Below are 26313 nucleotides of genomic sequence, written 5' to 3'. Positions count from 1 at the left end.
GAGATCTGACCCATGTCCTTTTACACTTCCCTTTCCGGCCTCAAAGGCGCCCAGGCCGACCTCGCGACCGTGTCCAACAACGTCGCCAACGTGAACAGTTACGGCTTCAAGAAAAGCATGACCCTGTTCGGCGATATCGCATCCGGCTCACGGACCACGCCAGGCTATGGCACGCGTCTCAAGGCAATCGAGCAACAGTTCATGCAAGGCGGCTTTGAAGCAACGGCCCGGGAATTGGATATTGCGATCACCGGCAATGGCTTCCTTGTCACTAGAAGCAGCCTGACCGGCGGCCCCACCTTGTTCACGCGCAACGGGCATCTTTCCCTTAGTGAAGACAATTATTTGATGGATGCTGCGGGCGGGTATGTGCAGGTAATGCCCGTCGACAATGACGGCAACGTGACCTCAATGGAGCTGGAGGCGGTGTCATATCTCCAGGTTCCGGAATTATCGGGCACTCCCCGTGCCACAAGCGAGATGAATATCTCACTGACGCTTCCGAGCAGTGCGAGCATTCCGGTTGCGCCCTTCGACAGGCTGGATCCGAACAGCTATAATCACAGCGTTCAGACGACGGTGAACGACAGCGAGGGACGCTCCATCCCCTCGACCATTTACTATCGCCGCACGTCGGCCACAACTTGGGAAACCCGCTTGTTCGTTGGGAACACTGAGGTCAGTTCCAACCCCCTGATTCCAACACCTCCCACCCCCTTGACCCTGACCTTCGACGCCGGAACCGGTGCGCTGACCGCGCCGCTGACACGCGTCAATTATGCGCCGGTGACGCCCGGCGGCTCGTCGACGCCATTGAACATCGGCATATCCTATCCAGCGGCGACAACCCGGCAGGCCGCATCCGCATTCGATCTTGCAAGCCTGACCCAAAATGGCGTGGCGGTAGGACGGCTGGACGATATTTCCATCGGCGATGACGGCATGGTTACGGCCACATATTCCAACGGGGACACACGCGGGCTTGGGAAGGTCGCCATCGCGAATTTCGGCAATCCAGTGGGGCTAAAACAGCGCGGCGACGCCCACTGGTCAGTCACGGGAGAGAGTGGCGATGCGGTGCTTGGCGAAGCGGGCAGCCAAGGTTTCGGAGCCATCCAATCGGGCGGCCTCGAACGCGCCAATGTCGACATTACCGAGGAATTGGTCGCGCTCATCTCCGCGCAGCGCAACTTCCAGGCCAACGCCAAGGCGATCGAGACGGCCAGCAACATGACCCAATCCATCATGAACATGCGGACCTGACGAGGGGCTGACCAATGGACCGGCTGATCTACACCTCCCTTTCGGCGATGCGCGGCGCGATGGCGCGGCAGGCGGCGACGGCGAACAATCTCGCCAACGTCAACACCGCAGGCTTTCGCGGCGAAATTGCCGCCGCCCAGGCGCTTTGGGTCACGGGCGGCGAAATTCAGCCGCGCGCTCTGGCGTCCGAACAGGTGCTCGGCGCCGACATGCGCGAAGGCGCGGTGACGGAAACCGGCCGGTCCCTCGATATCGCCATAGACGGCGATGCCCTGCTGGCGGTTCAAGCGCCCAATGGCGACGAAGGCTATACGCGCCGCGGCGACCTGCAGCTGTCCGACAGCGGTCTGCTGACGACTGGCGACGGCAATCCCGTTCAGGGGGATCAGGGCCCGATCGCATTGCCGCCCGCCGATAACGTGAAGATCGACAGGGACGGTTCGATCTGGGTCGTTCCCCTAGGCGGCGACCCGAACCAGCCCCAGCTTATCGACCGCTTGAAGCTTGCATCGCCGGCCGGATCGGCGATCGTGAAGGGCCTCGACGGTCTGTTCCGGGTCGAAGGCGGCGGCGCCCTGCCCGCCGACCCGCAAGCCCGCGTGACATCGGGAAGCCTCGAAGGTTCGAACGTGGAAACCACCAGCGCGCTCGTCGAAATGATCGAGGCGAGCCGCGCCTGGGAAACCCAAATGAAGCTCATCAGCGCCGCGCGCGAAATCGATACCGCGTCCGCCGACCTGATGCGCCTCGACTGATCTGAAGGAATGAAGCCATGACCAACGCAGCTCTCCATGTCGCCCGCACCGGCCTCGACGCGCAGTCGGCCAAGATGCGCGTGATCGCGAACAACCTCGCCAACGTGAACACGACCGGCTTCAAGCGCGAACGTGCCCAGTTCGAGACTTTGGCCTACCAGACGCTGGTGACGCCGGGCTCCGCTTCCTCGGCCGAGAACCGCTATGCCACCGGCCTGTCCCTGGGCGGCGGCGTGCAGATGACCGGCACGGCGCGGATGAACACGTCCGGCTCCGTCAACACGACCGACAATCCCTATGATCTTGCGATCGAGGGTGACGGTTATTTTCAGCTGACGATGCCCGACGGCTCGATAGGATATACCCGCGCGGGCGATTTCAGCCTGTCGGCCGACGGCACGATCGTGACGCCGGATGGCATGCCGCTCCAGCCGCAGATTCAGGTGCCCGAAGGCGCCGAAAATGTGACGATCGGCGCGGACGGCACCGTGTCGGCCCAGCTCGCGGGCCAGAATGCCCCGACCGAGCTTGGCCGGATCGAGCTCGCCCGTTTCGTCAACCCCGCTGGCCTTCAGGCAAAAGGCAACAATATCCTCGTCGAAACCGCCGCGAGCGGGGCGCCGCAAATCGGCGCGGCCGGCCTCGACGGGCGGGGCTCGATCCGCCAAGGGGCGCTTGAGGGCTCAAACGTCAACGTCGTCCAGGAATTGGTCGACATGATCGAAACGCAGCGCGCTTACGAGGTCAATTCGAAAATGATCTCGGCGACCGATGAAATGCTGCGCACCGCGAACCAGCAGCTTTGATCATGACGGCTCACGCCCTCCTCATCGCCGCCGGCATTTTCGGCAGCCTGTTCGGTTCGAAGGAGCCGAAGCCGAATTACGAAGCGGCACTTCCTCCGCCGCCCGTCGTGCAAGCGCCCGCCAATGGCGCGATCTTCCAGGCGGCGAACGGTTATGCTCCGCTCACCAGCGGCTATCGCGCGGCCATGGTGGGCGACATCGTCACGATCGTGCTGGTCGAACGCACGCAGGCCGCGAAATCCAATGCCACCTCGCTCGACCGGAGCGGGGATATCGGCCTGACGCCGCCATCCACGGGCCCCCTTTCCGTCTTCAGCCCGAGCGACGTTGCCATGGGCGGGGACCAGACGTTCGGCGGCAAAGGCGAAGCCACGCAATCCAATCGTCTGACCGGCGAAATCAGCGTCACCGTCGCCGCCGTCTATTCCAACGGCAACATGCTGGTGCGCGGCGAAAAGCTGGTCACGCTCAACCGGGGCGACGAATATATTCGCATTTCCGGCCTCATCCGCCCATCCGACATCGGTCCGGACAACCGGATCGCGTCGACCCGCGTCGCCGATGCCCGCATCACTTATTCGGGCAAAGGACAGCTGGCGCGGGCGAGTCAGCAGGGCTGGCTCCAGCGTTTCTTCTCACGCGTCAGCCCATTTTAAGGAAGTTATCGATGCTGAAGCGCCTCTTCGCCGCCCTCCTGATTTTCGCCGCGCCTGCGCAGGCGGAGCGGGTGAAGGATCTCGGCACCTTCCAGGGCCTGCGCGCCAACCAGCTGGTCGGCTACGGCATCGTCGTGGGCCTCGCCGGGACAGGTGACGACAGCCTGGATTATGCAACGCAGGGCATGAAAGGCGTCACGTCGCGCTTCGGCCTCACCTTGCCCGCGGGCGTCAACCCCGCCCTCAAGAATGCGGCGGCCGTCATGGTCACCGCCGAACTTCCGGCTTTCGCCAAGCCCGGCCAGCGCATGGACGTCACCGTTTCCGCATTGGGTAAGGCAAAGTCGTTGCGCGGGGGCACATTGATCCTCGCGCCATTGCGCGGCGCCGACAATGAAATTTATGCCATGGCCCAAGGCAGCCTTGCTGTCGGCGGCCTCGGTGTCGAGGCGGCGGACGGATCGAAAGTGTCGGTCAACGTGCCTTCGGCGGGCCGCATTCCGGGCGGCGCCACGGTCGAACGCGCGGTCGACGCCGGTTTTGCCACCAGCCCCACCCTGGCCTTCAACCTTTCCGAAGCCGATCTCACGACCGCCCAGCGGGTGGCGGAGGTAATCAACCGGAACCTCGGCGCCATTGCCCGGGCGACGGATGCCGTCACGATCGCGATCGATGCGCCAGTGGGCGCGGAAGTGCGGACCGCCCTGATGAGCCGGATCGAAAATCTCACCGTCAGCCCCGCCGATGCCCCGGCCCGCGTCATCGTCAATGCCCGCACCGGCACGGTGGTCGTGAATGGCGCGGTTCGCATCGGCCCGGCCGCCGTCAGTCACGGCAAGCTCACCGTCGCCGTGCAGGAAGAGCCGCGCGTCATCCAGCCCGCGCCTTTCTCGCGCGGGCAAACCGCGCTCGAACAGTCGAGCGACATTGAGGTGATCGAGCAACAGGCCCCGATGTTTGAAATTTCCGGCGGCGCGTCGTTATCGGATATCGTGAAGGCGGTGAACGCCATTGGCGCGGCCCCGTCCGATCTGGTGGCGATTCTGGAAGCGCTGAAGCAGGCGGGTGCCCTGAAAGCGGAACTGGTGGTGCTATGAAGACGGGTGGGATCACGACCGCGGTTCAGCCGCAAGCGTTGGCCAAGGCGGCCGATATCAAGGCCGCCGCCAAGGCGTTCGAGGCCGTGTTCCTGCGCCAGATGATCGGGTCGATGCGCCAGGCGAACCTTGGTGAGGATATTCTCGGCAACCGCGCCACCGACCAGTTCCGCGAGCTTTCGGACGCGAAGCTCGCCGACAACATGGCTGAAACTGGAGGCTTCGGCATCGCCGAGATGCTGCTCAAGCAATTCGGCGCGAGCGGAGGGACGAAATGAACGATCTCTTCAATATCGGCCAGACCGGCCTCTCCGCCTATCGGACCGCGCTCACCGCGATCGGCGACAATGTCGCCAACGCGCATACACCCGGTTATGCGCGCCGCTCCGTCAATATGCAGCAGCTGAACGTCTTCAGCGCGCGCAGTCCGATCTTTCGCGAGGAGAGTCTGTTTTCCGGTGTGGAGGTGGCTTCGGTACAGCGGGCATGGGACGCTTTCCGTGCCGCCGACGCGCGCCTTGCCTCGTCCGCGGCGGGCCATTCGGCCACCCGCAAGCAATGGCTGACATCGCTCGAAACCGCGCTTGACGACGGACCAAGCGGGATCGGCAAGGTCATTACCGGCTTTTTCAACGCCGCGGAAATTCTTGCCGCGACACCGGACGACATGCCGAGCCGCGTCGCGATGCTGGCGAAGCTCGACGAATTTGCGGGCGCCGTGCGCCAGACCGGCGATGGCATCGACCGCATTTCCGACAGTATCGGCACCGCTGCGGGCCTTGAGATCGATGGATTGAACGGCGAGCTTGAAGCGCTGGCCAACGTCAACAGCGCGCTACGGCAGTCCAAGCCTGGCACCAACGGCCGCGCGGCGCTTGAAGACGAACGTGACCGCCTGATCGACGGCATCGCCAAGCGCATCGATGTCAGCGTCAGCCTGCAGGAAAACGGGTCTGCCATCCTGACTCTTGCCCGCGCGACAGGCATCACCCTCATTGAAGGGGGGGAGCGCGGAGTCGTAAAAATGACTCGTGCCCTGGATGGGCGCCTTTCCCTGGAATTGGAAGCGAATGGGACGACCGTTCCGCTCCCGGCCACCGGAGGTGCGCTCGCCGGTCTCGTCGATGTCGCCGCTCGCACCGCAGACCGGCGCAGCGTGCTGGCCGACATGGTCACCGACTTCGCTGCAGCACTCAATACCTGGTCGGCGAACGGCGAAGATCTGAACGGCGTTCCTGGCGGGCAGCTTCTGTCGATGCCGGCGGGGCTGCAGTCGCTTCAACTGCTCGTCACCGATCCCGCGGAGATCGCCGCCGCCCTTCCGGGGATTGAAAACGGCAATCTCCTCAATCTCGACGCACTGCGCGGCGTGCAGGGCATTGAAGCACGCTGGAACGCGCTCGTGGCCGAGCAAGCCCATCACCTGTCGGCAGCCAAGGCGGAAGATACGACGGCATCCAACCGCCGGGACAATGCCTATGCGGCATTGGACGAGGTGACGGGCGTCGACCTCGACCGCGAAGCGGCGGAGCTGCTCCGCTTCCAGCAGGCCTATAATGGCGCGGCGCGCATCATTCAGGTCGCGCGCGAAACCGTCGATTCCATCCTCAATCTGTTCTGAAGGCGCATCCGATGATCAACGCCACACGCTACCGCCTTGATGCCGAAATCAACCGGCAGGGCAATCTCGCCAAGCGCATCGCCCATATCCAGGCGCAGATTTCCACCGGTCTGCGCATCCAGGCGCCGTCCGACGATCCCATCGCTTCCGCACGGATTGCGGAGATTGGGCGCACCCAGGCCGATCACACGGTCTGGATCCGCAATCTCAACACTGCTGCCAATCTGGCAGCCAACGGCTATACAGCGCTCGCATCCCTGAAAACGGCCGTCGACAATGCCATGGGTCACGTCATGTCGGCCCGTACTGGCTCATCGTCCGATCAGGCGCGGGCGGTATCGGCTGCGGCATTGCGTGACATCGCCGCGCAGATCACCGCTTTGTCCCAAACCCGCGACGATCGCGGCGAGCCGCTTTTCAGGCAAACGCCGATCGAAATCCCGGTCGGTCCAAATCAGCGAATTGCTCCAGCCGCCAGCATAGAGACCGTATTTGGGCCGATCGACGTTCCAAACAGCGATCCTATGACGCTGGGTCAGATCGCTCTTGCCGCAGCCAATGCTGCAGAATTGCCCGATCCGGTTATGCGCGAAACCGCGCTTGCCCAAGCGCTTACCACCCTCAATGCCGCAATCGACCATGTCGTCCGAGTCCAAGGCGACCAGAATCTGCGCGGCGAACGGATCGAGCGGTTTGAGAAAGCGATAGAAACCAATGGTCTGGACCTCGAAGAGCAGAGAAGCAGTCTCGAGAGCACCGATCCATTGAAGGCGATCGCCGATTTCAAGGCCTTGGACGTCACCCTCGACGCCGCTCAGGCGGTGTTCGCGCAAGTGACGCAGAAGAGCCTGTTCGATCTACTGCGCTAAGCCTTCATATTCGTTCGATAGTGACCTAAATTTTCCCATCCCTATGCCGTTATGATCTGTGGAGGCAGCGAGCTTCCGTGTGTTGGGCAGGCGGGGACGGGTAATGTTCGCAGCGATCGGAGTGATTGTGGTTCTCGCCATGGTATTCGGCGGCTTCACGATCACGGGCGGCGATCTCGGTGCCGTGATGCACGCCATGCCGCATGAAATGCTGATTATCGGCGGCGCTGCCGTCGGCGCTACCATCACCGGCAACAGCATGAAGGAATTGAAGGCGCTGGGCGGCGGCTTCATGAAGGTCTTCAAGGGGCCCAAATACGGCAAGGATGATTTCCTGGGCGTCATCTTCCTCGTCTCCAAGCTGATGAAGATGCTGCGCACCGACGGCCCCGTCGCGGTCGAGCCGCATATCGAGGATCCCCAGAACAGCGCGATCTTCCAGGATTACCCCAAGCTGCTGAAGGACGAGACGCTGATCCACCTGATCTGCGACACCCTGCGCCTCGTCGTCGTGTCTTCCGGCACGCTCGATCCGCACGCCGTCGAAGATGTGATGGACAGCTCGATCAAGACCCATCACCACCATGTCATCCGCCCCGCCGACACGCTGCAGAATATGGCGGACGCCCTCCCGGCGCTCGGCATCGTCGCCGCGGTCCTGGGCGTCGTGAAGACGATGGGCTCCATCGACCAACCGCCCGCGATCCTCGGCGGCATGATCGGCTCGGCGCTCGTCGGCACTTTTCTCGGCGTGCTGCTCGCCTACGGCATCGTCGGCCCGTTCGCGAACCGCGCGCGGCAAGTGATCGAGGCGGACGCCGCCATCTATCATGTCGTGAAGCAGATCATCGTCGCTTCGCTCCATGGCCATCCGCTGCCGCTGGTGATCGAGGCGGCGCGCTCCAGCATCGATCATTCCAACCAGCCCGCCTTCGCCGACGTCTTCGACGGGATGAGGGGCCGGTAAATGGCCAGCGCCGCCAAGAAGAAAAACGAACCGCCGGTCCGGCCGATCATCGTCAAGAAGATCGTCGAGGAAGGTCATGGCAGCCATCATGGCGGGGCATGGAAGGTCGCCTATGCCGACTTCGTGACGGCTATGATGGCCTTCTTCCTGCTGATGTGGATCCTGGGGCAAACCGACGCGCAGAAGCGCAAGGGCTTGGCCGACTATTTCACGCCCACGCTCGTCGAGCTGAAGCAGAATAGCGCCGGTTCGAATGGCGTCATGGGCGGCGATTCCATTGTTTCCGCAGACAATTATCCCAATCGCGCCGCGCAGACCGGCAACCAGGCGATCACCATTCCGACATCCGCTGAAGGCGGGCCGAGCCAGGGCAGCGGGCGCGATAAGGACAAGGAACGATTCGAGCGCCTGAAAAAAACGCTGGTCCAGCGCATGGAAGCGTCGGCGGCGTTAAAGAAGCTGAAGGCGCATGTCCGTTTTACCGACACGCGCGAAGGGCTGCGCATCGATCTGGTCGACGAGGCCGACTTCTCAATGTTCGCGGTCGGCACCGACAGACTGCTGCCCCAGGCGCGCAACCTGCTTGGCGAAGTGGCGCTGGTGATCGAAGGCCTGCCGAACGACATCATCGTCCGCGGCCATACCGATGCCCTTCCCTATGCCAATGGGCGCGGCATGAACAATTGGCTGCTATCGAGCGCCCGCGCGGAAGCCACCCGTGCCGCGCTTCATGACAGTGGCGTCGGAATCGTGCGCTTCGCCCGGATCGAAGGCGTCGCCGACCGCGAGCCTTATGTGCCTGGCGACCGCTACGATCCGCGCAACAGGCGCCTGTCCATCACCCTCGCCTGGACCAAAGGCGATCCGGCCCCTTCACTTCCGCCAAAATCCGCAGCCGCCGGCGCGGCAGGAAATCAACGCTGAGGAGGTCAGCCCGGGTAAGATTATGGCGACACCTGCGAAAAGTGTGACGGACCGGCGCGTTTTCGACGCGGTCGGGGCGTTTCTGACCAAACATCGGCTGGATCCCAGTCCCGGCAATTATCTGCTCGCCTATCGTGCCATCGTCAGCGCCGACGAACCTCTGGCTCGCGAGATCGAGGACGTCACCCGCGACGGTGTGCGCCTGTCGCAGGACGATGCCGATCGCCTGTTCGTGAAATTCGGGCTCCAACGTCCCCAGCCGGACGATCACGATAGGGCCTATGCCGAAGAAACGGCGCTGGTCGAGGAAGCGCGGAGCCAGATCGAGCGGTTCGCGCGCGTCGTCCAGGCGACGCGCGAGGGCAATGCCGCTTACGGCCGGGAACTCAACCACACCGCCGATCGGCTGTCGCGTATGACGGGCGCGGAATCGATCGAAGGGCTGTTGCGCCTGACCACGGCAATGATCGATCGGGCGCGGCTGGCGGAGGAACGATTGGAGCAAGCGGTCGGCGAAGCGGAAACGCTCCGGCGGAAACTGGCGAGCGCGACCGAAGAGGCGCATAGCGACGCCTTGACCGGACTCGCCAATCGCCGCGCTTTTCAGGAACGGCACGCCCTGCTGTCCGAAAGCAAGGTGCCGATGTGCCTTGCCTTGTGCGACGTCGACAGGTTCAAGACGATCAACGATACGCACGGCCATGCGGTAGGCGACCGCGTGCTGAAAGCGGTCGGGCGGATCCTGACCGACGCCTGCGGCAAGCATCTCGTCGCCCGCTATGGCGGCGAGGAATTCGCCATTCTGTTTTCAGGCGTTCAGATGCGCAACGCCGTCGCGATGGTGGAGACCGCGCAGGCCGAACTCGCGGCAAGGCATTTCAAGGTCCGCAACACCGATGTCGCGATCGGCGTCCTCACCTTCTCAGCCGGAATGGTCGAGGCCGCCAGCGGCGAAAGCGGCGACAGCCTCATCCAGCGCGCGGACGCCCTCCTCTACCGGGCCAAGCAATCAGGGCGCGATCGGATCGAGGTGCAAGGCGAAGGATCGGGTGCGATCGCCAACGACGCCTAAGCCAGATGCGCTCTAGCGATCATGCGGATAAGAAGCGGGGGAGGCACTGCGGAAATGCCTCCCCCGGTTTCCGGACGGTCCCCGCCCCCCAGCGTTCGTCCGAAACTCGCCGGCCTGATCGATGGCCGATCTGTCGTGCCAACAGCCCCGCGCTCTGGCGCCAAAACAGCAAGCCTTAAAATCAAAGACTTGTCGCGGCCGGATCGACGAGCAAGGGAAGTTGGGTCGACGAGCGGTCAGCTCTTCTTCCTGCCGTCTTTGGCACGGTTGGCATAGAGCAATGCGGCGACGATCGCGGCCGAGCCGATACCGACGGCGACGCCGGTCTTCACCCATTTCTTCTCGCCTTTGACGGGCGCTTCCTGGGCTGACTTCTTCTCGTCCGGCATATTCATACTCCTACTTCCGCATCTCGATAGCGTGAGGCCGTACCCGCCATCAAGGGCGGTGTTCGATGTGGCGGCTCCCCTGCAAGCGGGAGGAAACGAATTGTCTTCGTCACCCCGGCGAAAGCCGGGGTCTCAAGCCAGCAATTGCACATTTACGAGATTCCGGCTTTCGCCGGAATGACGGCGGGGAGAGGGATTGGTCGAACGTGCAAGCGTAGCGGAAATGCAGCAATGGGGTGAATGATGCCAGGCGTTTCGCCTTTAGCAACGTCAACCCGATCCAAATCCCAGCTGTTACGGTTTTTGGAACCTCCATCTCACCCCGCCCGATCCGTTGACCAAAAGCGTGTTTCCGGACCGCGAATAATCGTAGGTCTCATGGCTTTTGCCGATCTTGCCGGAACCGCCCTTTCCACACGTATTGCTCCAGCTTTCCGTGCCATTGGCGGTGGCGAAGGTGATCTTGCCATTGTCGGTCAACAGCCGCCCGATCTTTTCCTGCTTGATCGTCTTGGTGCAGCCGCCGTCCGGCATCGTCTTGGTGATGTTCCAGCGATAGGTGCCGTCGGCGGCGACGTTCAGGGTCATCTTGCGCGACACTGTGACAGGCTTCGATTCCGTGACGATGACGCTGTTCGTTTGCGACCCTGCGCCGAAGGTGCCGCCAAGGTCCGTGCCGTAGCCGACCGGGACTGCGGACGACGCGATCTGCTTGATGGTCGAACCGAGAACCAGCTCGTTCGATGTCGCCGAGTGCGTCCAGGTGCCCTGCAAGGCGGGCACATCGGTGTTCGTGGCGGCGGCGGCACGCTGCTGCTGGCCGACTTTCCACATCGCTATGGCAAGACCAGAAGTCGGCGCATTGATCGCGGCGGCGTCCCGGGCCACGGCGAGATACTCGCCATTGCTGTCGCCGTCCTCGTCCAGCGAAGCGAGAACTTGATAGGGGCCTTTTCCGGGCAGCCTGAGGGTGAATTGGCCGTTTGCATCCACCTCAGTCGAAACTTCGATCTTGCATTCCTGATAGGGGACGGAACAGGCGATGACCTGGGTTCCCTTAACCGCAACCCCGCGCGGGGCCGTCACCGTACCGGTGATCGTATAGCTTTGATAGGCTTGGGCCGCGCCGGATGACGCCATCAAGATCAGAACCGCAATTTTCTTGGACTTCAGCATGACTTCACCTTTGATCAAACGCTGCACTGCGTAAGGCTATGTGGCAGCTTAAGGAAAGCATGATGCTTTTTCAAAGGATTGGCACAGATACTCGACGAAAGGCCGATTTCGCTCGACGAGAATGGCGTGCCGGAACGGCGGTGATGAAGGGAAAGAATGACGCCCCTTACGCCCGTTCTTTCGTCGCGGTGAAGCGGATCGTGGGATTCCGGCCCTCGTGATAATTCAGCTCCCACAAATCCTTCGCCATGAAGACGGGCGCGCCGTCCCGGTCCTTGGCGACGGCATTGCGGTGCGTGCCGATGAAGGCCTTCAAATCCGCCTCGCTGTCCGACGCGATCCAGCGGGCCGTATCCCAGGGTGACGCCTCGAACTTGGCATCGACCTTATATTCCGCGTCGAGGCGCGAGATGAGCACGTCGAGCTGAAGCTGGCCGACGACGCCGACAATCCATTGCGATCCGATTTCCGGATGGAAGACCTGAGTCACGCCCTCCTCCGCCATGTCGTCCAGCGCCTTGCGCAGCTGCTTGGTCTTCGTCGGATCGACGAGCAGCACGCGGCGCAGGATTTCCGGCGCGAAATTCGGCAGACCGGTATAGTGGATCGCCTCATCCTCGGTCAGGGTGTCGCCGACGCGAAGCGTGCCATGGTTCGGGATGCCGATGATGTCGCCTGGCCACGCCTCGTCCGCCAATTCGCGATTCTGGGCGAAGAACAGGATCGGGCTGTGCACCGCGATCGCCTTGCCGGTGGAGGGCTGCAGCAGCTTCATGCCGCGTTTGAACCGGCCCGAGCAGAGCCGCATGAACGCCACGCGGTCGCGATGCTGCGGGTTCATATTGGCCTGTACCTTGAAGATGAAGCCGCTGACCGCCTTCGTATCGGGATCGACCGAGCCGGCCGCCGAAGGCTGTGGCTGTGGCGAGGGCGCGTGATCGGCAAGGGCACCGATCAGCTCCGCGACGCCGAACTCCTTCAGCGCCGATCCGAAATAGACCGGCGTCAAATCGCCGCTTAGGTAAGCCGCGCTGTCGAATTCCGGATAAGCAGCGGTCGCCAATCCCGCTTCCTCGCGGAATTTCGCAAGACCGTCCGCCGATAGGACTTCGTCGAGCTTGCTATCATCGAGGCCCGAAAAGCCGCGCTGATCGCCTTCATAATGGCCGCTGTCATTCTTCGCAGGAAGGTTCAGCTTGTTTTGCGTGAAATCGTAAATGCCTTCGAACGTGCCGCCCATGCCGATCGGCCAGCTCATCGGGGCGACGTCGAGCGCCAGCACGTCGGCGATTTCGTCCAGCAGCGCGAAGGGCTCCTTACCCTCGCGGTCGACCTTGTTGACGAAAGTGATGATCGGCACGTTGCGGATGCGGCAAACCTCGAACAGCTTGCGCGTCTGCGGCTCGATGCCCTTGGCCGCGTCGATCACCATCACCGCGCTGTCGACGGCCGTCAGCGTGCGGTAGGTATCCTCGGAAAAGTCCTCGTGGCCCGGCGTGTCGAGCAAGTTGAAGGTGACCCCTTCATGCTCGAACGTCATGACCGAGCTGGTGACGGAAATGCCGCGCTGCTGCTCGATCTTCATCCAGTCCGACCGCGCGCGCCTGTTCTGACCGCGCGCCTTCACCTCGCCCGCGAGATGGATCGCGCCTCCGAACAGCAGCAGCTTTTCGGTGAGCGTCGTCTTGCCCGCGTCGGGGTGCGAAATGATCGCGAAGGTGCGCCGGTCGGGGCGGCCGGTGGGTCGATCTGGCATGAGGCTTTCAGGGGTGATGGTGATGTCGGGCGAGGCTTTAGCTGAATCCCGCCAATCAAGAAAGCCTCTCTCCCCTTTGCGGGACAGGGGTTGAAGAGAGGAGTCAGCGCTGCGAGCCCTAAGATGTCCTCGGCCGCGTCGAGCGGCCTCAGCCATACCCCTCTCCCAACCCTCTCCCGCGAGGGGAGAGGGATATTATCAATTCGTCGGAAAACCGCGCTTCTTGAGGAGGGCGTTCACGTCCGGATCGCGGCCGCGGAATGCCTTGTACGCATCCGCGCGGTCGGTTTCGTTCCCCGTCGACAGCAATGTCGCCTTGAACTTCTCCGCCGTCGCCTTGTCGAACGGATTACCGGTTTCCTCGAACGCCGCCCAGGTGTCGGCGTCCATCGTTTCCGACCAGAGGTAGGAATAATAGCCGGCCGAATAAGCGTCGGACGAGAACAGGTGGTTGAACTGCGGCAGACGGTGCCGCATCACCAGCTCGCTCGGCATGCCGAGCTTCGCCAGCGTTTCCTTCTCGAACGCCTTGGGATCGACCACGCCATCCGGATCGACATGAAGCGCCATGTCGACGAGGGCCGAGGACAGATATTCCACCGTCGCGAAGCCCTGATTGAATTTGGACGATGCCTCGATCTTGTCGAGCAGGGCCTTCGGCATCGGCTCACCGGTCTTGTAATGCTTGGCGAATTTCGACAGCACCTGCGGCGTCAGCAGCCAATTCTCGTTCACCTGGCTCGGATACTCCACGAAGTCGCGCGGCGTGCCTCCGAGGCTCGGATAATAAACGTTCGACAGGAAAAAGTGGATGGCGTGGCCGAATTCGTGGAACAGGGTCTCGGCATCGTCGAGGCTGATCAGCACCGGCTCGCCCGCGCCCGGCTTCACGAAATTATTGTTGTTCGATCCCAGCACGATATCGTCGCCCAATAGGCCCGAACGGCTGCGATAGGTGGTCGCCCAGGCGCCGGATCGTTTGCCTGTGCGCGCGAAATCGTCGCGGTAGAAAAGGCCGACCTGCTTGCCCGTCGCGCGATCGGTGACGCTCCAGGTGCGGATGTCCGGGCTCCAGGCCGGAATGCCGGTCACTTCCTTGAAGTCGAGCCCGTAAAGCTCACCCGCGGCCCAGTAGGAGGCGTCGATGATGTTGTTGAGTTCGAAATAAGGCTTCACCTCATCCTGGGTGAGGTTGTAGCGATCCTTGCGGACCTTCTCCTGATAATAGCGATAGTCCCAGGGCGCGATTTTGATCTTCGCGCCCTCCTTGTCGGCGATCGCCTGCTGGTCGCGCACTTCCTCCTTCACACGCGCGACGGCGGCCGGCCAGACCTTCATCATCAGCTCGGTCGCCTTTTCCGGCGTCTTCGCCATCGTGTCTTGCATCCGCCATTCCGCGTGGCTGTTGAAGCCGAGCAGCTTGGCGCGGTCGGCGCGCAGCTTCACGATCTTGGCGATGGTCGCATTGGTGTCGTTCGCGTCGCCATTGTCGCCGCGGCTGACGAAGGCGCGCCACGCCTTTTCGCGAAGCGCGCGATTGTCGGCGAAGGTCAGCACCGGATCGACGGCGGAGCGGGTATTGACGATGGCATAGGTGCCGGCGGGGAGCTTGCGCTCCTTGGCCGCCGATGCGGCAGCGGCCTTCACATCCTCCGGCACGCCCTTCATCTCCGCTTCGGTCGCGGTGATGAACGTGCTTTCGTCGGCCAGCACCTTCTCGCTGAATTCGGCGAAGGCGGCGGCGAGCTGCTGGTTATAGGCCGACAATTGCTGCTTCTGCGCGGCATCAAGGTTCGCCCCGCGACGCACGAAACTGTCGTACAGGCGCGTCACTACCCGCTTTTGCGTATCATTGAGGCCCGACGTTTCCCGCGCATCATAAACAGCCTTTACGCGCTGGAAGAGCTTGGGATTGAGCGTGATCTCATCCGATGCCGCTGCGAGCTTCGGTCCCCATTCGCGCTGAATCGCCTGGTAAGCGGGGGTCGACATATTGCTCGTCATGACGCCGAACGGCGCAAAGACGCGGCTGAGAAGATCACCGCTCTTCTCCAGCGCCTCGACCGTGTTGGCGAAAGTCGCGGGGGCAGGATTGTCTGCGATGGCGAGGATTTCGGCGCGCTGCGCGTCGATGGCCGCCTGGAGCGCGGCTGGGAACAGTTCCGGCGAAACCTTGTCGAAGGGCGGCACGCCGTCATAGGGGCCGGTCCAATCGGCAAGCAAGGGATTGCTCTGCTTGTTCAACGAGGCCTGGGCGGCATCCGGAGCCACCTTTGCAGAAGCTGTGTCTTGAGCCATGGCGGCTACAGAACCGCCGAGCGCGAGCACAGTTGCGCTCGCCAGGAACAAACTCTTCAAATCCTATCTCCCGAAATGATGGGCGCCCGATCAGGAGCGGGCATTGCCGAATGCCTTATAAGGGGGGTGCTGAACGCTGGGCAACGGGGTTCAGGCACCCGCCTTTACCGCCTGAGCCCAGGCGAGATCGGCGAGCCCTTCCAGCCCCGCGACGGTCTTTTCGGCATGGGCCGAAGACGCCGTGCCGCGCGCGAGCCTTCCCTTGATGCCGTGAATGATGGCGGCGAGGCGGAACATGTTGAACGCGATGTAGAAATCAAGGTGCGGAATGCCCGCACGGCCGGTTCGGGCGCAATAAGCGGCGACATAGTCCCGCTCGGAAGGAATGCCCTGGGCGGCCAGATCGAGCCCCGCCAGTCCGGCTGTGATCCCGGTCGGCATGCGGTACATCATGAGGTGATAGGCGAAATCGGCGAGCGGGTGCCCGAGCGTCGACAATTCCCAATCCAGAACCGCGATGATCCTGGGCTCCGTCGGGTGAAAGATCATGTTGTCGCAGCGATAATCGCCGTGGATGATCCGCGCCTCATCCTCCCCCGGCGGGATGTTCGCCGGAAGCCATTCGACCAGGCGGTCCATCGCCGCCACGCGTCCAGCCTCGGCATCATTGAGATATTGTTTGGACCACCGTCCGATCTGCCGCTCGAAATAATTGCCGGGCTTGCCATATTCGCCAAGGCCGATCGCAAACGGATCGAACGCGTGGAGGGACGCGATCGTGGCGTTCATCGCGTCGAAATAGGACCACCGCGCTCCGGCCGGAACCTCCGGTAGGCTCGCCTCCCAGAAAATACGCCCTTCGACCATGTCCATGACATAGAATTCGGTCCCGATCACATCCGAATCGGTGCAAAGCCCGAGCGGCCGGGCGACGGGGAAATTCTGCGCATGGAGCGCTGAGATGACTCGATATTCCCGGTCGACGGCGTGGGCACCCGGGAGCAGCTTTCCAGGCGGCTTGCGGCGCATGACATAGGACCGATGCGGCGTGTCGAGCCGGTAAGTGGGATTGGATTGGCCACCCTTGAATTGAACGATCGACAAAGGGCCTTCAAAATCAGCCACTTCGTTCCGCATCCACTCTTCCAACCGCGCGGTGTCGAACCGATGCGCTTTGCGAACTTCGATTGTGCCGCTATTCTCCGCGCTTCTACTCATCTCTCCACCTCATTTCTCCGGCGGCATGATCATAAAGAGAGGAACATCCGGCGAAACAATGCGCTGCGCAAGCCGGGCTTTCCTTCCCTCCGGCGTGTAACGGACGTGGCGGCCTCTCCCGACGACCTGTTTCGCGATGTCACCAAGAATTGCAGCGGCCTTATTTCCCGTATCGCCTTGTCCTATGAAGCCGATCCGGCGCTCCGCCGAGAACTCGTGCAGGACATCATGCTCGCGATCTGGCTGGCCCTGCCTTCTTATCGCGGCGAGGCCAGCCTAAAGGCCTTTTCCGCCAGCATCGCTCAGAAACGGTGCATTTCGCACGTGACAAAGAGGGCGCGGGAGCCAAAGCCGTTGGAACTTCCGCCCGACCTCATTTCCCCGGCATTGGCGCCGGACGAAATCGCCCTTCAAAACGACATGAGAAAACAGCTCATCGCTTCCATTCAGCAACTGCCCCTGCCACAACGTGAAGCTATGGTCCTGTCGCTGGAGGGTTTCAGCTATGCTGAGATGGCGGTCATGCTCGGCATATCCGCCAACGCCGTGATGCTGCGCTGCCAGCGCGCCAAGGCGGCGCTGAAATTACTGATCGAGAAGAAATCGTGATCGGCGAACAAGAAATCGACGATCTGGCCGCATTGTGGCAGGAAGAACCCTCCCCGGTGGACCAGGAGAATTTCGAGGGCCTGGCCGCGAAGGTCAGACGACGGGCACGGATCGGCCAATATCTTGAAATCGGTTTCGGCCTGTTTCTGCTCCTTTTGCTCGCCGCCGGCCTTTTTCTAACGCCCTCGACCGCAGCCCTTGTCGTGGGCGCGGGCTTCGCCGGCATCCTTTCATGGTCGGCTTGGCGCCGATACCGCCTCAATCGGATCGCAATCCTCGTCCATACCGGCGATCGGGAAGTGGTGATCGAAAGCCTTATCAAGGGTACCGAAGCCCGCATACGCCGCTCGCATATTAACATGGCGCTTGCCCTTCCCGGATATCTACTTGGCGGAATGGCCCAATATGCGATCATGAACGGCAACCTCAGTGGCTTCCCCTCCTTTATCGCACAAAGAACGCTGCCGATTTCGCCGGGCGGGATTGCCGCGACTCTCCTCATGGGTGGCCTATTCGCCTATCTCGGCCGTTATCACGGGCGCCTGCGGAGCGAGTTGGCGCGTCTTCGCGCCCTGCACCGCGAATATCGCGCAGAGCGGCAATTCGAAAACCGGATCTGATCAATCGGCCTTGGGCTGCGCCTCCGGCGTCCCGGACTGCCCCCAATTTTATTCCCATTTAAGTTCTTGATATCAGACATATTCACAAAATTGGTAAAATTTTTTTTTACCATAGCGACAGATTTCCCCGCCGCGAGAGACTGGCGATGTTGGGGGAAGAGTGAAATCGAATTTGTCAGAACGATTTCCACCCTGCGCGCCAATGCGTGAGGTTGGAATCGACTGCAGGCTTTTGGCCGAGCCGCGACGAGCCCGCCCCCCGGAAACGACAATTGTCACACGAGGGAATATTATGACCAAGATCGACATCTCTTCCGTTCCGGAAATCCGCACGCCCGTCGGCATTCACAGCTCCAGCCAGCAGCGCGAAGTCGCTGGCGCATTTTGTGTCGGCGGAATAATCGCTGTTGCTATTTTGATATTTGGGTAATTAAAATTAAGGGGCGGCCTTCGAGCCGCCCCTGCTTTGCGTTTGATCGTAGATAATCGCTAAGCCAGCATTTAAGATGTGGCTATGCTCATGGATGCAACACTTGCCGAATGGTTGAACAACGCCGAAGACCAAAATGCTTCAATTGAGCGTTCCACAACCTTTGCGAAACGCTGGCTAAAGCATCCTCTGTTCACAGACTTGGTATCGTCATTGGACGGCGAAGAAGGGCAAACTGTCGATGGCATATTGGCCATAGCCCAACGCTTCGTCGCGTCCACAAACGACATTTCTCACATGATCGACGATCTTATCGTGGAAGCTGCCAAGGATCCATTCTTTCGGCCGCCTTTTGGATTGCAAGCAAGCGAAATCAGCAAAGGCTATGTGCTTTACGATAATCACCAATTATGCATATTAATTAATATCATCAGTGCAGATGCAGTCGCTGCAAAAAAACTACTCCATAGAGGCGAAGGGACCGTCTCATTTACAGGTTTTGTTACTCTCTATCATTATCTTAAGTCAGGTGATGCAACGCTTTCCCTTTGGAACGCGCCAGCCATTAACGACAGCTTCAGCGCGCCTGAGAATGCGGTTCTTACAGTCAAGGAAAGACGAAGAGTTGCGGATGGCGACAGCTGGGTCATGGATGGGCGGCACCAAAGCTTCATTATCGAGCATGCTGATTCCGACATCGTTCAATTACAAGCGCTCGTGAAAATCGATGCCGCGCCGCTTGCCGTGGAATATGACATTAAAACCGGTGTTTTCGCTGGCGCTTCCGCGACTGACGACCTTAGCTCGCGAATACAAATGATGGTCACTCTGCTTCGTCTCATGGAACGAGACGATGCTGTTCCAATCATTGAAAGCCTCCTCGCCAATCCACATTTCTTCGTGCGTTGGCACCTTATGCGGGAATTTCTGGCGATGAATGCGGATGCGGCTTTTCCGCATTTGAAAGCCATGGCGTCCCATGATCCTCATCCCGAAGTGCGCGATGCTGCAGCGCAAACGCTCCACCTGTTCTTTTCAGGCAAGGAAATCTGACAATGCCTCGCATCATTCAGTCCGACACTGCCGACACTATTGAACTAGCGGAGTTGGTCGAAGCATTGGAAATGAGCGATTTCGATCCAAGAGATGAAGATTGCTTCGCCTCTTGGGGAGAAATGTTAAAAAAACTTGCAAACAACCGGAGTTTTTTATCCGATTTAATTATTTCGGAGCTGAAAGGCCGATTTTCTGAACAGAAAGAATTTAGCGACTATAATAGTCAAGTGATGATGCTTTACAATCGGTCTAATCGCTTTGCCATCAGAGCCAATTTTTGGCCCGCCTTAACAGATCAAGTTGTTAAATATAGCGGAACACGCGCCTTCCTTTACAATGTTGCACACAACCATAATTTCTCTTTTCTAACTGTGGGCTATCTTGGGCCGGGCTATTGGAGTGACTATTACGAATGCAATTACGAGCAAATTATCGGCTATGATGGGGAAAAAGTTGATCTTACCTTCATTGAAAAGGCGCGGCTTGAGCCAGGGAAAGTGATGCTTTACCGGAAGCATAAAGATGTTCACCGTCAATTGCCTGCCGATGCCATGTCGGTTTCGCTTAATATCATGGAACCATTGATGGGCGGAGACTATATCGACCAATATGGCTTTGATATTGAATCCGGCCGTATTTCAACCATCATGAATTGGTTGAGGATCGAACCCCTACTGGCTTTGTCTGCGCATTTCGGCGGAGAAAAGGGGAAAGATCTGCTCCACCATTATGCGGCACGGCACCCAAGTTCGCGCGTTCGGATGAGCGCAATCAACGCGCAAGCTGGCGTTGCAGGTGATTTGGACGCTCGGATCGAGCTATTCGAACAAGCGGCCCGGTCAAGCGATGCTTATGTCTCCGCCATGGCAGCAAAACAGGCACATTCTCTAGAGCGTGGAAGAACCTGGTTGGAACGGCAGGTGTGAACGCATAACATTGGCCCGCATCTAAAATAATGCGCCATTTCAAAAAGTTCCTTAATTCTATTCTGCCTACCCCCGGTATGGAACGCCTTGTCCCGCATTCCGCTTCGTCCGATTGACTCCTCGCACGGCGTCGGCAATTGGGGCCTCATTGAACGAGCGGGATCGTCACGAAGAGGTGGCGACAGAGCAAGACGGATGGACCTTGCAGGCGGCTTCATCAGTAAATGAAGCGCCAGCCTGACAGTGCCGGCCGCCAATTTTCGATAGTGGATGAACCGACTTTTTTCGACCGCGGGTTTTGCCGCGGCCTCGCTGTGCTTTGTCGCAGCCATCGCCTCCGCCGCGCCCTCGCAAGCGGATGAAGCCAACCTTGCCGCTGCCGCGCCGGTCTTCACCGACCATGCGAGCGCGACGATCGTCGATCCGGCCGCAACCGCCATATCTCAGCCGGGCGCGCAGGCGCAGGTTGCCACCGCCCCGGCCAACCAGGGGATCCGCGCCGTGGGGCGCGCCATCAAGGCCTTGCTTCCTGGCGAGCAATATCCCGATGCCAAGTTTCTCGCGCCCTTTCCGGCCGCTCCCCAAACGCTTGATCAGGCCGTCTTGAGCTATACCGGTTATGAAGCGATGGACTCCGAGAAGGACTGCCTCGCCCGAGCCGTCTATTACGAAGCGCGCGGCGAACCGTTGGAAGGCCAGCTCGCTGTCGCCAATGTCGTGCTCAACCGCGCCGCTTCCGGCCGCTATCCAGCCTCGCTTTGCGCGGTGGTTCGCCAGCCCGCCCAATTCTCGTTCGTCCGGCGGGGACATATTCCCGCGGCGCCCCGCAATGCCGCATGGGCCCGCGCCGTCGGCATCGCGCATGTCGCGAGCGCCCGCTTCGCGAGCGGGCTGTCGTCGAACGTCCTTTGGTACCACGCCGATTACGTGGCTCCGTCGTGGGGTCGCCGCCTGACCCGGGTCACCAAAATCGGCGCGCATATTTTTTATAGCTGATTCAGCCCCTTGCCTGTCGAGGCAGGATAGAGCGCCAGCATCGGCTCCGGAATGGACTTGACCTGATCCATTTCGGAGTCAAATCATTCGACGATGCGTCAGTTCGTCGTTGCCTCGGTGATCGGAACCCGGCCGGAGGCGATCAAGATGCTGCCGCTTATCCGGGCGCTGGCTTCGATACCGGCTATCGCGCAAAAGATTGTCTTCACCGGACAACAGCCCGGCCTTGCTTCCATGATGAAGCTGGATACCGAGACAATTCACCTGCCGCATGTTCCGGGCAAAGCGCCTGTCGGCCAATCGCGATGGCGCCTCCGGGCGATGATCGCGGCACAGATCAAGCGCAGCGGGCCAGACCTTCTTCTCGTCCACGGCGATACGACCAGCGCGGTCGCGGGCGCGCTTGCGGCATGGGACCGCGGCGTTCCCATCGGCCATGTCGAAGCGGGCCTCCGCTCTTTCGATCCGCGTGCGCCCTGGCCGGAAGAAGGCAATCGCATCGTCATCGACCGCATGGCCGACCTCCTGTTCGCGCCGACATCGGATGCCGCCGACAATCTTCTCGACGACCATCTGGTGAAGGGACGGATTTTCATCACCGGCAATACCGGCATCGACGCCCTTTTCGCGGCGCGCGATTCCACCCGCAAGCCGCCGCCATCTGCGGAACGGACTCTGGTCGTCACGTGTCACCGGAAGGAGAATCAGGGGCGGAGGACGCGCGACATTTGCACGGCCTTGATCGCCATCGCCGACCGGTTGCCGGTCAGCATCGCCTTCCCGCTTCATGCCAACCCGGCCGTCCGCAGGCCCATCGAGCAGATGCTCGGCGGTCATCCGCGCATTCGCCTCCTCGAACCGCTTACTTATAGGGAAATGGTGCGATTGATGACGCAAAGTTGGGCGATCCTGACCGACAGCGGCGGGCTGCAGGAGGAAGGAACCGCGCTCGGCCGCCCAGTTTTGGTTCTTCGCGACGTGACCGAGCGGGGCGAGGCGATCGCGTCGGACAACATCCGCCTGGTCGGCACCGATCCGGACCGGATATTCGCTGAGGTGGGGGCCCTTTGCGCCAATCCCACTCGCTACCGGGCCATGTCCATGCCCTCCCTCACCTTCGGCGATGGACGGGCGGCGCCACGTATTGCTTCCATCATCGCGGAATGGCTTGCGCGGTGCGAAAACAGCCGCGCCCTGCCCTTGCCAGCGCAGCCCATATCCGCGAATGACCTGGATCATGACGACGCCATGGTCTCCCGGCAGCTGGAAGCAGTGTGAGGCGCGGCAGCAGCCGGATTATCCCGATCCGGCGCTGCTCAATGCGACATTGCGGGAGCTTGCCGGTTATCCGCCGCTCGTCTTCCCCGACGAAGCCGATGCGCTGAAGGCCGATCTGGCCGATGCAGCCGCCGGCCGGGCCTTCCTGCTTCAGGGCGGCGACTGCGCGGAGAGCTTCGCGGAATTTTCCCCGGACACGATCCGCGGAACGTTTCAGCTCATCATGCAAATGGCGATGGTGCTGGCCTTCGCCTCCAAGCTGCGGGTCATCAAGGTCGGCCGGATGGCGGGCCAGTTCGCCAAACCCCGCTCCACGGAGATCGAGCGCAGCGGGGACGACGCCCTCCCCGCTTATCGCGGCGATATCATCAACGACATCTCCTACGATGCAGATGCGCGGATTGCGGACCCAAAAAGGATGCTGCGGGCTTATGCGCAATCGGCGGCGACCCTCAACCTGCTGCGCGGCTGCGCGAGCGGGGCGCAGGGCCGCGTGCATCAGGCGGCGAGCAGCACCGGGATAATCGATGCCAGCCCATCGGCCAGCCGCTTCCGCGCCCTCGCCGCGCGTGTCGACGAGGCATTGGACTTCCTGGCCGCGTGCGGGCTCGATCCGGCCAGCGCGCCCCAATTGCAAACCACGCAATTCTATACCAGCCACGAGGCTTTGCTGCTTCCCTATGAAGAGGCGCTGGCACGGCCGGCTCGGGCAGGAGGCTATTATGGCAGCTCCGCGCACTTCCTATGGGTGGGCGACCGGACGCGTTTTTCGGGATCGGCTCACGTCGAATTCCTGCGCGGCCTAGCCAATCCGATCGGCATCAAATGCGGGCCGACGCTGGCGCCGGACACTCTTCTTCCCCTTCTCGATACGCTCAATCCGCACCGCGAAGCGGGCCGGATCACGCTGATCAGCCGGATGGGTCATGACCGGGTGGAGACACTGCTGCCGCCCTTGATCCGGGCGGTCGAGACAGCAGGACATCCGGTGCTATGGTCGTGCGATCCGATGCACGGCAATACGATCAAAACCAACGGCTACAAGACGCGCCCCTTCGACCGTATCCTGGACGAGGTCCGGCGCTTCTTCGCCGTCCATGCCGCCGAGGGCACGATCGGAGGCGGCATCCATATCGAGATGACCGGGCAGAACGTCACCGAATGCACGGGCGGCGCGTGGGGCGCGAGCGAACAGAATCTCGGCGACCGCTATCACACCCATTGCGACCCGCGCCTCAACGCCGGGCAGGCGATCGAGCTTGCCTTCCTGCTGTCCGAAATCCTGAACGGCGCGGTCCGCGACCGAACCGTCGACGCGGCCGCCTAACCTTCCGTCACCGATCGCATGACGGCCTCCGCCTTGACAGCGCCCCGCCCCGGCCCATATGCGCCCTCACTCAAGCCGCATGGCCCCTTCGTCTAGCGGTCTAGGACGTCGCCCTCTCACGGCGAAAACACGGGTTCGAGTCCCGTAGGGGTCACCAGCGGCATCTTTGCGATCAGCCGCCTGGTTTCAGCACCACCTTCGTCCATTCATTCTGATTTTCCTTGAAATTCTTGTATCCCGTCGGCCCGTCTTCCAAGGGCAGGCGGTGGCTGATGAGGAAGGTGGTGTCGATTTCGCCCGCCTCGATCCGTCTTAACAATTCATCCTTGTAGCGATGGACGTGGGTTTGCCCGGTTTTGACCTGCAGCCCCTTTTCCATCAGCGCCCCCAGCGGGAATTTGTCGGTCATGCCGCCATAGACGCCGGGGATCGAGACGCGCCCGCCCTTGCGCACCGCGAGGATCGCCTGTTTGAGCGCCGATGCCCGGTCCGCGCCGATGCCGACCTTTTGCTTCACCACGTCCATCATATTGTCGATCGCGAAACCATGCGCTTCCATGCCGACGGCGTCGATCACCGCATCCGGGCCAATGCCGCCTGTCATTTCCATCAGGGCTTCGCGCACGTCGGTGATGCGGAAGTCGATCGTTTCGGCACCCAATCCGCGCGCGAGCTCAAGCCTGTTCGGATAGTGATCGATGGCGATGACCTGCGCCGCCCCCATTAGGAGCGCGCTCTGAACCGCGAACAGGCCCACCGGGCCGCAGCCCCAGACCGCAACCGTGTCGCCCTCTTCGATCTCCGCATTTTCCGCGGCCATCCAGCCGGTGGGGAGAATGTCGGACAGGAAGAGCACCTGCTCATCCTCCAGATGGTCGGGCACCACGATGGGCCCGATATCGGAAAAGGGCACGCGCACATATTCCGCCTGGCCGCCCGGATAGCCGCCGGTGAGGTGCGAATAGCCGAAGATGCCGCTCATCGCATGGCCGTAGAGCTTTTCCGACATGTCCTGCTTGTCGGCAGGATTGCTGTTGTCGCAGCAGGCATGCTGTTGCCGCTGGCAAAAGAAGCAATTGCCGCAGGCGATGGGAAAGGGAACCACGACCCGCTGCCCCTTGCTAAGCGCGCTTTTCGGCCCCGTTTCGACGACTTCGCCCATGAATTCGTGACCCAATATGTCGCCAGGCATCACGGCGGGGATGACGCCGTCGTAGAGATGGAGGTCGGACCCGCAAATCGCCGTCGATGTGATCTTGATGATCGCATCGCGCGGATTGACGATCTCCGGATCGGGCACGGTGTCCACGCGGACGTCATTCTTTCCATGAAAAGTCAGGGCGCGCATATCATTCTCCTCAGGCGTCTTCGCGGCGATTGGCAGCGGTGGCGATCTCTCCGGTTTCCATCAGCATCTTGAACCGCCGCAGCTCGCGGCGCGCCTGGATGCCCGGCTCATGCTGGAACAGCTTGGCGATGGCCCGCCCGGCATTGCCGCCCGGGGGATCGTAGGCGATGATCGCCTCCACGACGGTGCCGCGCCCGGAAGGGGCATCGGTGAAGGTCACCTTGCCTTGCGTGTCGATTTCGGAACCTTCGACGGACCGCCAGGCGATGAATTCGCCTTCGCGTTCCTCGGAAACCTCGGTCTCGACCCTGAACGATTTTCCGGCCGGGCCGCGGATCGTCCATATGTCGCGGTCCTGCCCCGTCGGCTCGATACTTTCGACATCCTCCATGAATTGCGGCAGGTTCTGAAAGTCGCGCCAAAAGGCGTAAAGCTCCGCGCGAGGGCGATCGATGGTAATGGCCCGCGCCACGACCGCATATTTGCCGAAGCGGTTCTTGCGCGCCGCGCTGCCGGGAGCGGTGTCGGAACGTTCGCCCTCATTGGCGCGGCTGGCGGCGACGACAGCGGCGGCCGCGCCGATCAGAAAGGCGCCGGCGCCGATCGCGGCGGCCGCCTTCTGCTTGCCCGTCAGGTCGCGGGTGAAATCGTTGAGTGGCATGTTCGTCTCCCTTCTCGGAAAAGGGGAACGAGGGGGATCGTCGTTTCGATCCGCACGCTAACCGCAAATCCGCCTCGACTCGACGGTAAGGAAGCTATGGACGGAAAGGCGAAACGCTCCTCGACAACGCTCCATATCCGTTTCTAGATGAGTTGAAGTTCAAGCTAGTCGACCAGACGTAACCGACATATCAGG

26 protein-coding genes and 1 tRNA gene are annotated in these 26313 nt (G+C 61.4%); 20 read left to right on the top strand and 7 right to left on the bottom strand.

Annotated elements, in window-relative coordinates; genetic code table 11:
• Positions 1-12 precede the first annotated feature (12 nt).
• The 11 genes from IC614_RS01610 (at position 13) to IC614_RS01560 (ending at position 10030) form a co-directional block, all read left to right on the top strand.
• On the top strand, positions 13-1263 hold the full coding sequence (locus IC614_RS01610; protein ID WP_200972011.1) for a flagellar hook protein FlgE: 1251 nt from the start codon (positions 13-15) through the stop codon (positions 1261-1263).
• Positions 1264-1277: 14 nt separating this feature from the next.
• Positions 1278-2018, top strand: coding sequence for a flagellar basal-body rod protein FlgF (gene flgF, locus IC614_RS01605; RefSeq protein ID WP_200972010.1), 741 nt, complete (start codon positions 1278-1280; stop codon positions 2016-2018).
• Positions 2019-2035: 17 nt separating this feature from the next.
• Positions 2036-2824: a flagellar basal-body rod protein FlgG gene (gene flgG / locus IC614_RS01600; RefSeq protein ID WP_200972009.1), complete on the top strand. Its 789-nt coding sequence runs from the start codon at positions 2036-2038 to the stop codon at positions 2822-2824.
• A gap of 2 nt (positions 2825-2826) precedes the next feature.
• Positions 2827-3480, top strand: coding sequence for a flagellar basal body L-ring protein FlgH (locus IC614_RS01595; RefSeq protein WP_200972008.1), 654 nt, complete (start codon positions 2827-2829; stop codon positions 3478-3480).
• An 11-nt stretch (positions 3481-3491) separates the two neighbouring features.
• The gene (locus IC614_RS01590; RefSeq protein ID WP_200972007.1) at positions 3492-4577 is read left to right on the top strand and encodes a flagellar basal body P-ring protein FlgI; all 1086 of its coding nucleotides are present in this window, start codon (positions 3492-3494) and stop codon (positions 4575-4577) included.
• Complete coding sequence (locus IC614_RS01585; protein WP_200972006.1) at positions 4574-4855, top strand: rod-binding protein; 282 nt, start codon at positions 4574-4576, stop codon at positions 4853-4855. The genes IC614_RS01590 and IC614_RS01585 overlap by 4 nt, the downstream gene beginning before the upstream one ends.
• On the top strand, positions 4852-6198 hold the full coding sequence (gene flgK, locus IC614_RS01580; protein WP_200972005.1) for a flagellar hook-associated protein FlgK: 1347 nt from the start codon (positions 4852-4854) through the stop codon (positions 6196-6198). The genes IC614_RS01585 and flgK overlap by 4 nt, the downstream gene beginning before the upstream one ends.
• An 11-nt stretch (positions 6199-6209) precedes the next feature.
• Complete coding sequence (locus tag IC614_RS01575) at positions 6210-7067, top strand: flagellin N-terminal helical domain-containing protein (RefSeq protein WP_200972004.1); 858 nt, start codon at positions 6210-6212, stop codon at positions 7065-7067.
• A gap of 103 nt (positions 7068-7170) precedes the next feature.
• On the top strand, positions 7171-8034 hold the full coding sequence (gene motA, locus IC614_RS01570; protein ID WP_200972003.1) for a flagellar motor stator protein MotA: 864 nt from the start codon (positions 7171-7173) through the stop codon (positions 8032-8034).
• Complete coding sequence (locus tag IC614_RS01565; protein WP_200972002.1) at positions 8035-8958, top strand: flagellar motor protein MotB; 924 nt, start codon at positions 8035-8037, stop codon at positions 8956-8958.
• A 22-nt stretch (positions 8959-8980) separates the two neighbouring features.
• Positions 8981-10030: a GGDEF domain-containing protein gene (locus tag IC614_RS01560; RefSeq protein ID WP_200972001.1), complete on the top strand. Its 1050-nt coding sequence runs from the start codon at positions 8981-8983 to the stop codon at positions 10028-10030.
• A gap of 236 nt (positions 10031-10266) precedes the next feature.
• Here IC614_RS01560 and IC614_RS01555 read toward each other — a convergent pair whose 3' ends face one another.
• The 5 genes from IC614_RS01555 to IC614_RS01535 form a co-directional block, all read right to left on the bottom strand.
• Positions 10267-10419 carry a hypothetical protein gene (locus IC614_RS01555; RefSeq protein WP_200972000.1) on the bottom strand — a complete coding sequence of 51 codons (153 nt, stop codon included), beginning with the start codon at positions 10417-10419 and terminating at the stop codon, positions 10267-10269.
• A gap of 294 nt (positions 10420-10713) precedes the next feature.
• Entirely contained in the window at positions 10714-11595 is an 882-nt protein-coding gene (locus tag IC614_RS01550; RefSeq protein ID WP_200971999.1) for a carboxypeptidase-like regulatory domain-containing protein, read from the bottom strand.
• A 166-nt stretch (positions 11596-11761) separates the two neighbouring features.
• Positions 11762-13351: a peptide chain release factor 3 gene (locus IC614_RS01545; RefSeq protein WP_200971998.1), complete on the bottom strand. Its 1590-nt coding sequence runs from the start codon at positions 13349-13351 to the stop codon at positions 11762-11764.
• Between the two features lie 198 nt (positions 13352-13549).
• Complete coding sequence (locus tag IC614_RS01540; RefSeq protein ID WP_318963121.1) at positions 13550-15709, bottom strand: M3 family metallopeptidase; 2160 nt, start codon at positions 15707-15709, stop codon at positions 13550-13552.
• A 90-nt stretch (positions 15710-15799) separates the two neighbouring features.
• The gene (locus IC614_RS01535; protein WP_200971997.1) at positions 15800-16867 is read right to left on the bottom strand and encodes a phosphotransferase family protein; all 1068 of its coding nucleotides are present in this window, start codon (positions 16865-16867) and stop codon (positions 15800-15802) included.
• On the opposite strand from IC614_RS01535, the gene IC614_RS01530 reads away from it, so the two are divergent.
• The 9 genes from IC614_RS01530 to IC614_RS01490 all read left to right on the top strand — a co-directional run bounded on the left by IC614_RS01530 (position 16817) and on the right by IC614_RS01490 (position 24266).
• Positions 16817-17476 carry an RNA polymerase sigma factor gene (locus tag IC614_RS01530; RefSeq protein ID WP_226372687.1) on the top strand — a complete coding sequence of 220 codons (660 nt, stop codon included), beginning with the start codon at positions 16817-16819 and terminating at the stop codon, positions 17474-17476. The two genes, IC614_RS01535 and IC614_RS01530, sit on opposite strands and share 51 nt — an antisense overlap.
• Positions 17473-18096 carry a hypothetical protein gene (locus tag IC614_RS01525; RefSeq protein WP_200971995.1) on the top strand — a complete coding sequence of 208 codons (624 nt, stop codon included), beginning with the start codon at positions 17473-17475 and terminating at the stop codon, positions 18094-18096. Before IC614_RS01530 ends, IC614_RS01525 begins: the two co-directional genes overlap by 4 nt.
• A 292-nt stretch (positions 18097-18388) precedes the next feature.
• Positions 18389-18526 (top strand): hypothetical protein, encoded by a 138-nt coding sequence (locus IC614_RS01520; protein ID WP_200971994.1) that lies wholly within the window; start codon positions 18389-18391, stop codon positions 18524-18526.
• Between the two features lie 84 nt (positions 18527-18610).
• Positions 18611-19579, top strand: coding sequence for a HEAT repeat domain-containing protein (locus IC614_RS01515; protein ID WP_226372755.1), 969 nt, complete (start codon positions 18611-18613; stop codon positions 19577-19579).
• 2 nt (positions 19580-19581) lie between these two features.
• Positions 19582-20508, top strand: coding sequence for a transposase (locus IC614_RS01510; RefSeq protein ID WP_200971992.1), 927 nt, complete (start codon positions 19582-19584; stop codon positions 20506-20508).
• A gap of 270 nt (positions 20509-20778) precedes the next feature.
• Positions 20779-21504 (top strand): cell wall hydrolase, encoded by a 726-nt coding sequence (locus IC614_RS12300; RefSeq protein WP_226372686.1) that lies wholly within the window; start codon positions 20779-20781, stop codon positions 21502-21504.
• 93 nt (positions 21505-21597) lie between these two features.
• Positions 21598-22782 carry a non-hydrolyzing UDP-N-acetylglucosamine 2-epimerase gene (gene wecB / locus IC614_RS01500; RefSeq protein WP_200971991.1) on the top strand — a complete coding sequence of 395 codons (1185 nt, stop codon included), beginning with the start codon at positions 21598-21600 and terminating at the stop codon, positions 22780-22782.
• Positions 22742-24109 carry a 3-deoxy-7-phosphoheptulonate synthase class II gene (locus IC614_RS01495; protein WP_200973047.1) on the top strand — a complete coding sequence of 456 codons (1368 nt, stop codon included), beginning with the start codon at positions 22742-22744 and terminating at the stop codon, positions 24107-24109. Before wecB ends, IC614_RS01495 begins: the two co-directional genes overlap by 41 nt.
• Before the next feature lie 81 nt (positions 24110-24190).
• Positions 24191-24266: transfer RNA gene (locus IC614_RS01490), tRNA-Glu, on the top strand.
• 15 nt (positions 24267-24281) lie between these two features.
• Here IC614_RS01490 and IC614_RS01485 read toward each other — a convergent pair.
• Together IC614_RS01485 and IC614_RS01480 are read right to left on the bottom strand one after the other, a co-directional pair.
• Positions 24282-25457, bottom strand: a complete 1176-nt coding sequence (locus IC614_RS01485; RefSeq protein WP_200971990.1) for a zinc-dependent alcohol dehydrogenase — start codon at positions 25455-25457, stop codon at positions 24282-24284.
• 10 nt (positions 25458-25467) lie between these two features.
• Positions 25468-26118, bottom strand: coding sequence for an SRPBCC family protein (locus IC614_RS01480; protein WP_200971989.1), 651 nt, complete (start codon positions 26116-26118; stop codon positions 25468-25470).
• Positions 26119-26313 lie beyond the last annotated feature (195 nt).

This window comes from Sphingosinicella flava, assembly GCF_016025255.1.
GTDB lineage: Bacteria > Pseudomonadota > Alphaproteobacteria > Sphingomonadales > Sphingomonadaceae > Allosphingosinicella > Allosphingosinicella flava.
The sequence above is the reverse complement of the archived record's forward strand: the minus strand, read 5'-3'. Positions and strand labels throughout refer to the sequence as shown.

Bases quoted from the DNA above. Each gene is read 5' to 3' on its own strand.
- IC614_RS01610 (WP_200972011.1), top strand. From the start codon at position 13: ATGTCCTTTTACACTTCCCTTTCCGGCCTCAAAGGCGCCCAGGCCGAC.
- flgF (WP_200972010.1), top strand. From the start codon at position 1,278: ATGGACCGGCTGATCTACACCTCCCTTTCGGCGATGCGCGGCGCGATG.
- flgG (WP_200972009.1), top strand. From the start codon at position 2,036: ATGACCAACGCAGCTCTCCATGTCGCCCGCACCGGCCTCGACGCGCAG.
- IC614_RS01595 (WP_200972008.1), top strand. From the start codon at position 2,827: ATGACGGCTCACGCCCTCCTCATCGCCGCCGGCATTTTCGGCAGCCTG.
- IC614_RS01590 (WP_200972007.1), top strand. From the start codon at position 3,492: ATGCTGAAGCGCCTCTTCGCCGCCCTCCTGATTTTCGCCGCGCCTGCG.
- IC614_RS01585 (WP_200972006.1), top strand. From the start codon at position 4,574: ATGAAGACGGGTGGGATCACGACCGCGGTTCAGCCGCAAGCGTTGGCC.
- flgK (WP_200972005.1), top strand. From the start codon at position 4,852: ATGAACGATCTCTTCAATATCGGCCAGACCGGCCTCTCCGCCTATCGG.
- IC614_RS01575 (WP_200972004.1), top strand. From the start codon at position 6,210: ATGATCAACGCCACACGCTACCGCCTTGATGCCGAAATCAACCGGCAG.
- motA (WP_200972003.1), top strand. From the start codon at position 7,171: ATGTTCGCAGCGATCGGAGTGATTGTGGTTCTCGCCATGGTATTCGGC.
- IC614_RS01565 (WP_200972002.1), top strand. From the start codon at position 8,035: ATGGCCAGCGCCGCCAAGAAGAAAAACGAACCGCCGGTCCGGCCGATC.
- IC614_RS01560 (WP_200972001.1), top strand. From the start codon at position 8,981: ATGGCGACACCTGCGAAAAGTGTGACGGACCGGCGCGTTTTCGACGCG.
- IC614_RS01555 (WP_200972000.1), bottom strand. From the start codon at position 10,419: ATGCCGGACGAGAAGAAGTCAGCCCAGGAAGCGCCCGTCAAAGGCGAG.
- IC614_RS01550 (WP_200971999.1), bottom strand. From the start codon at position 11,595: ATGCTGAAGTCCAAGAAAATTGCGGTTCTGATCTTGATGGCGTCATCC.
- IC614_RS01545 (WP_200971998.1), bottom strand. From the start codon at position 13,351: ATGCCAGATCGACCCACCGGCCGCCCCGACCGGCGCACCTTCGCGATC.
- IC614_RS01530 (WP_226372687.1), top strand. From the start codon at position 16,817: ATGCGCTTTGCGAACTTCGATTGTGCCGCTATTCTCCGCGCTTCTACT.
- IC614_RS01535 (WP_200971997.1), bottom strand. From the start codon at position 16,867: ATGAGTAGAAGCGCGGAGAATAGCGGCACAATCGAAGTTCGCAAAGCG.
- IC614_RS01520 (WP_200971994.1), top strand. From the start codon at position 18,389: ATGACCAAGATCGACATCTCTTCCGTTCCGGAAATCCGCACGCCCGTC.
- IC614_RS01515 (WP_226372755.1), top strand. From the start codon at position 18,611: ATGCTCATGGATGCAACACTTGCCGAATGGTTGAACAACGCCGAAGAC.
- IC614_RS01510 (WP_200971992.1), top strand. From the start codon at position 19,582: ATGCCTCGCATCATTCAGTCCGACACTGCCGACACTATTGAACTAGCG.
- IC614_RS12300 (WP_226372686.1), top strand. From the start codon at position 20,779: ATGAACCGACTTTTTTCGACCGCGGGTTTTGCCGCGGCCTCGCTGTGC.
- wecB (WP_200971991.1), top strand. From the start codon at position 21,598: ATGCGTCAGTTCGTCGTTGCCTCGGTGATCGGAACCCGGCCGGAGGCG.
- IC614_RS01495 (WP_200973047.1), top strand. From the start codon at position 22,742: ATGACGACGCCATGGTCTCCCGGCAGCTGGAAGCAGTGTGAGGCGCGG.
- IC614_RS01485 (WP_200971990.1), bottom strand. From the start codon at position 25,457: ATGCGCGCCCTGACTTTTCATGGAAAGAATGACGTCCGCGTGGACACC.
- IC614_RS01480 (WP_200971989.1), bottom strand. From the start codon at position 26,118: ATGCCACTCAACGATTTCACCCGCGACCTGACGGGCAAGCAGAAGGCG.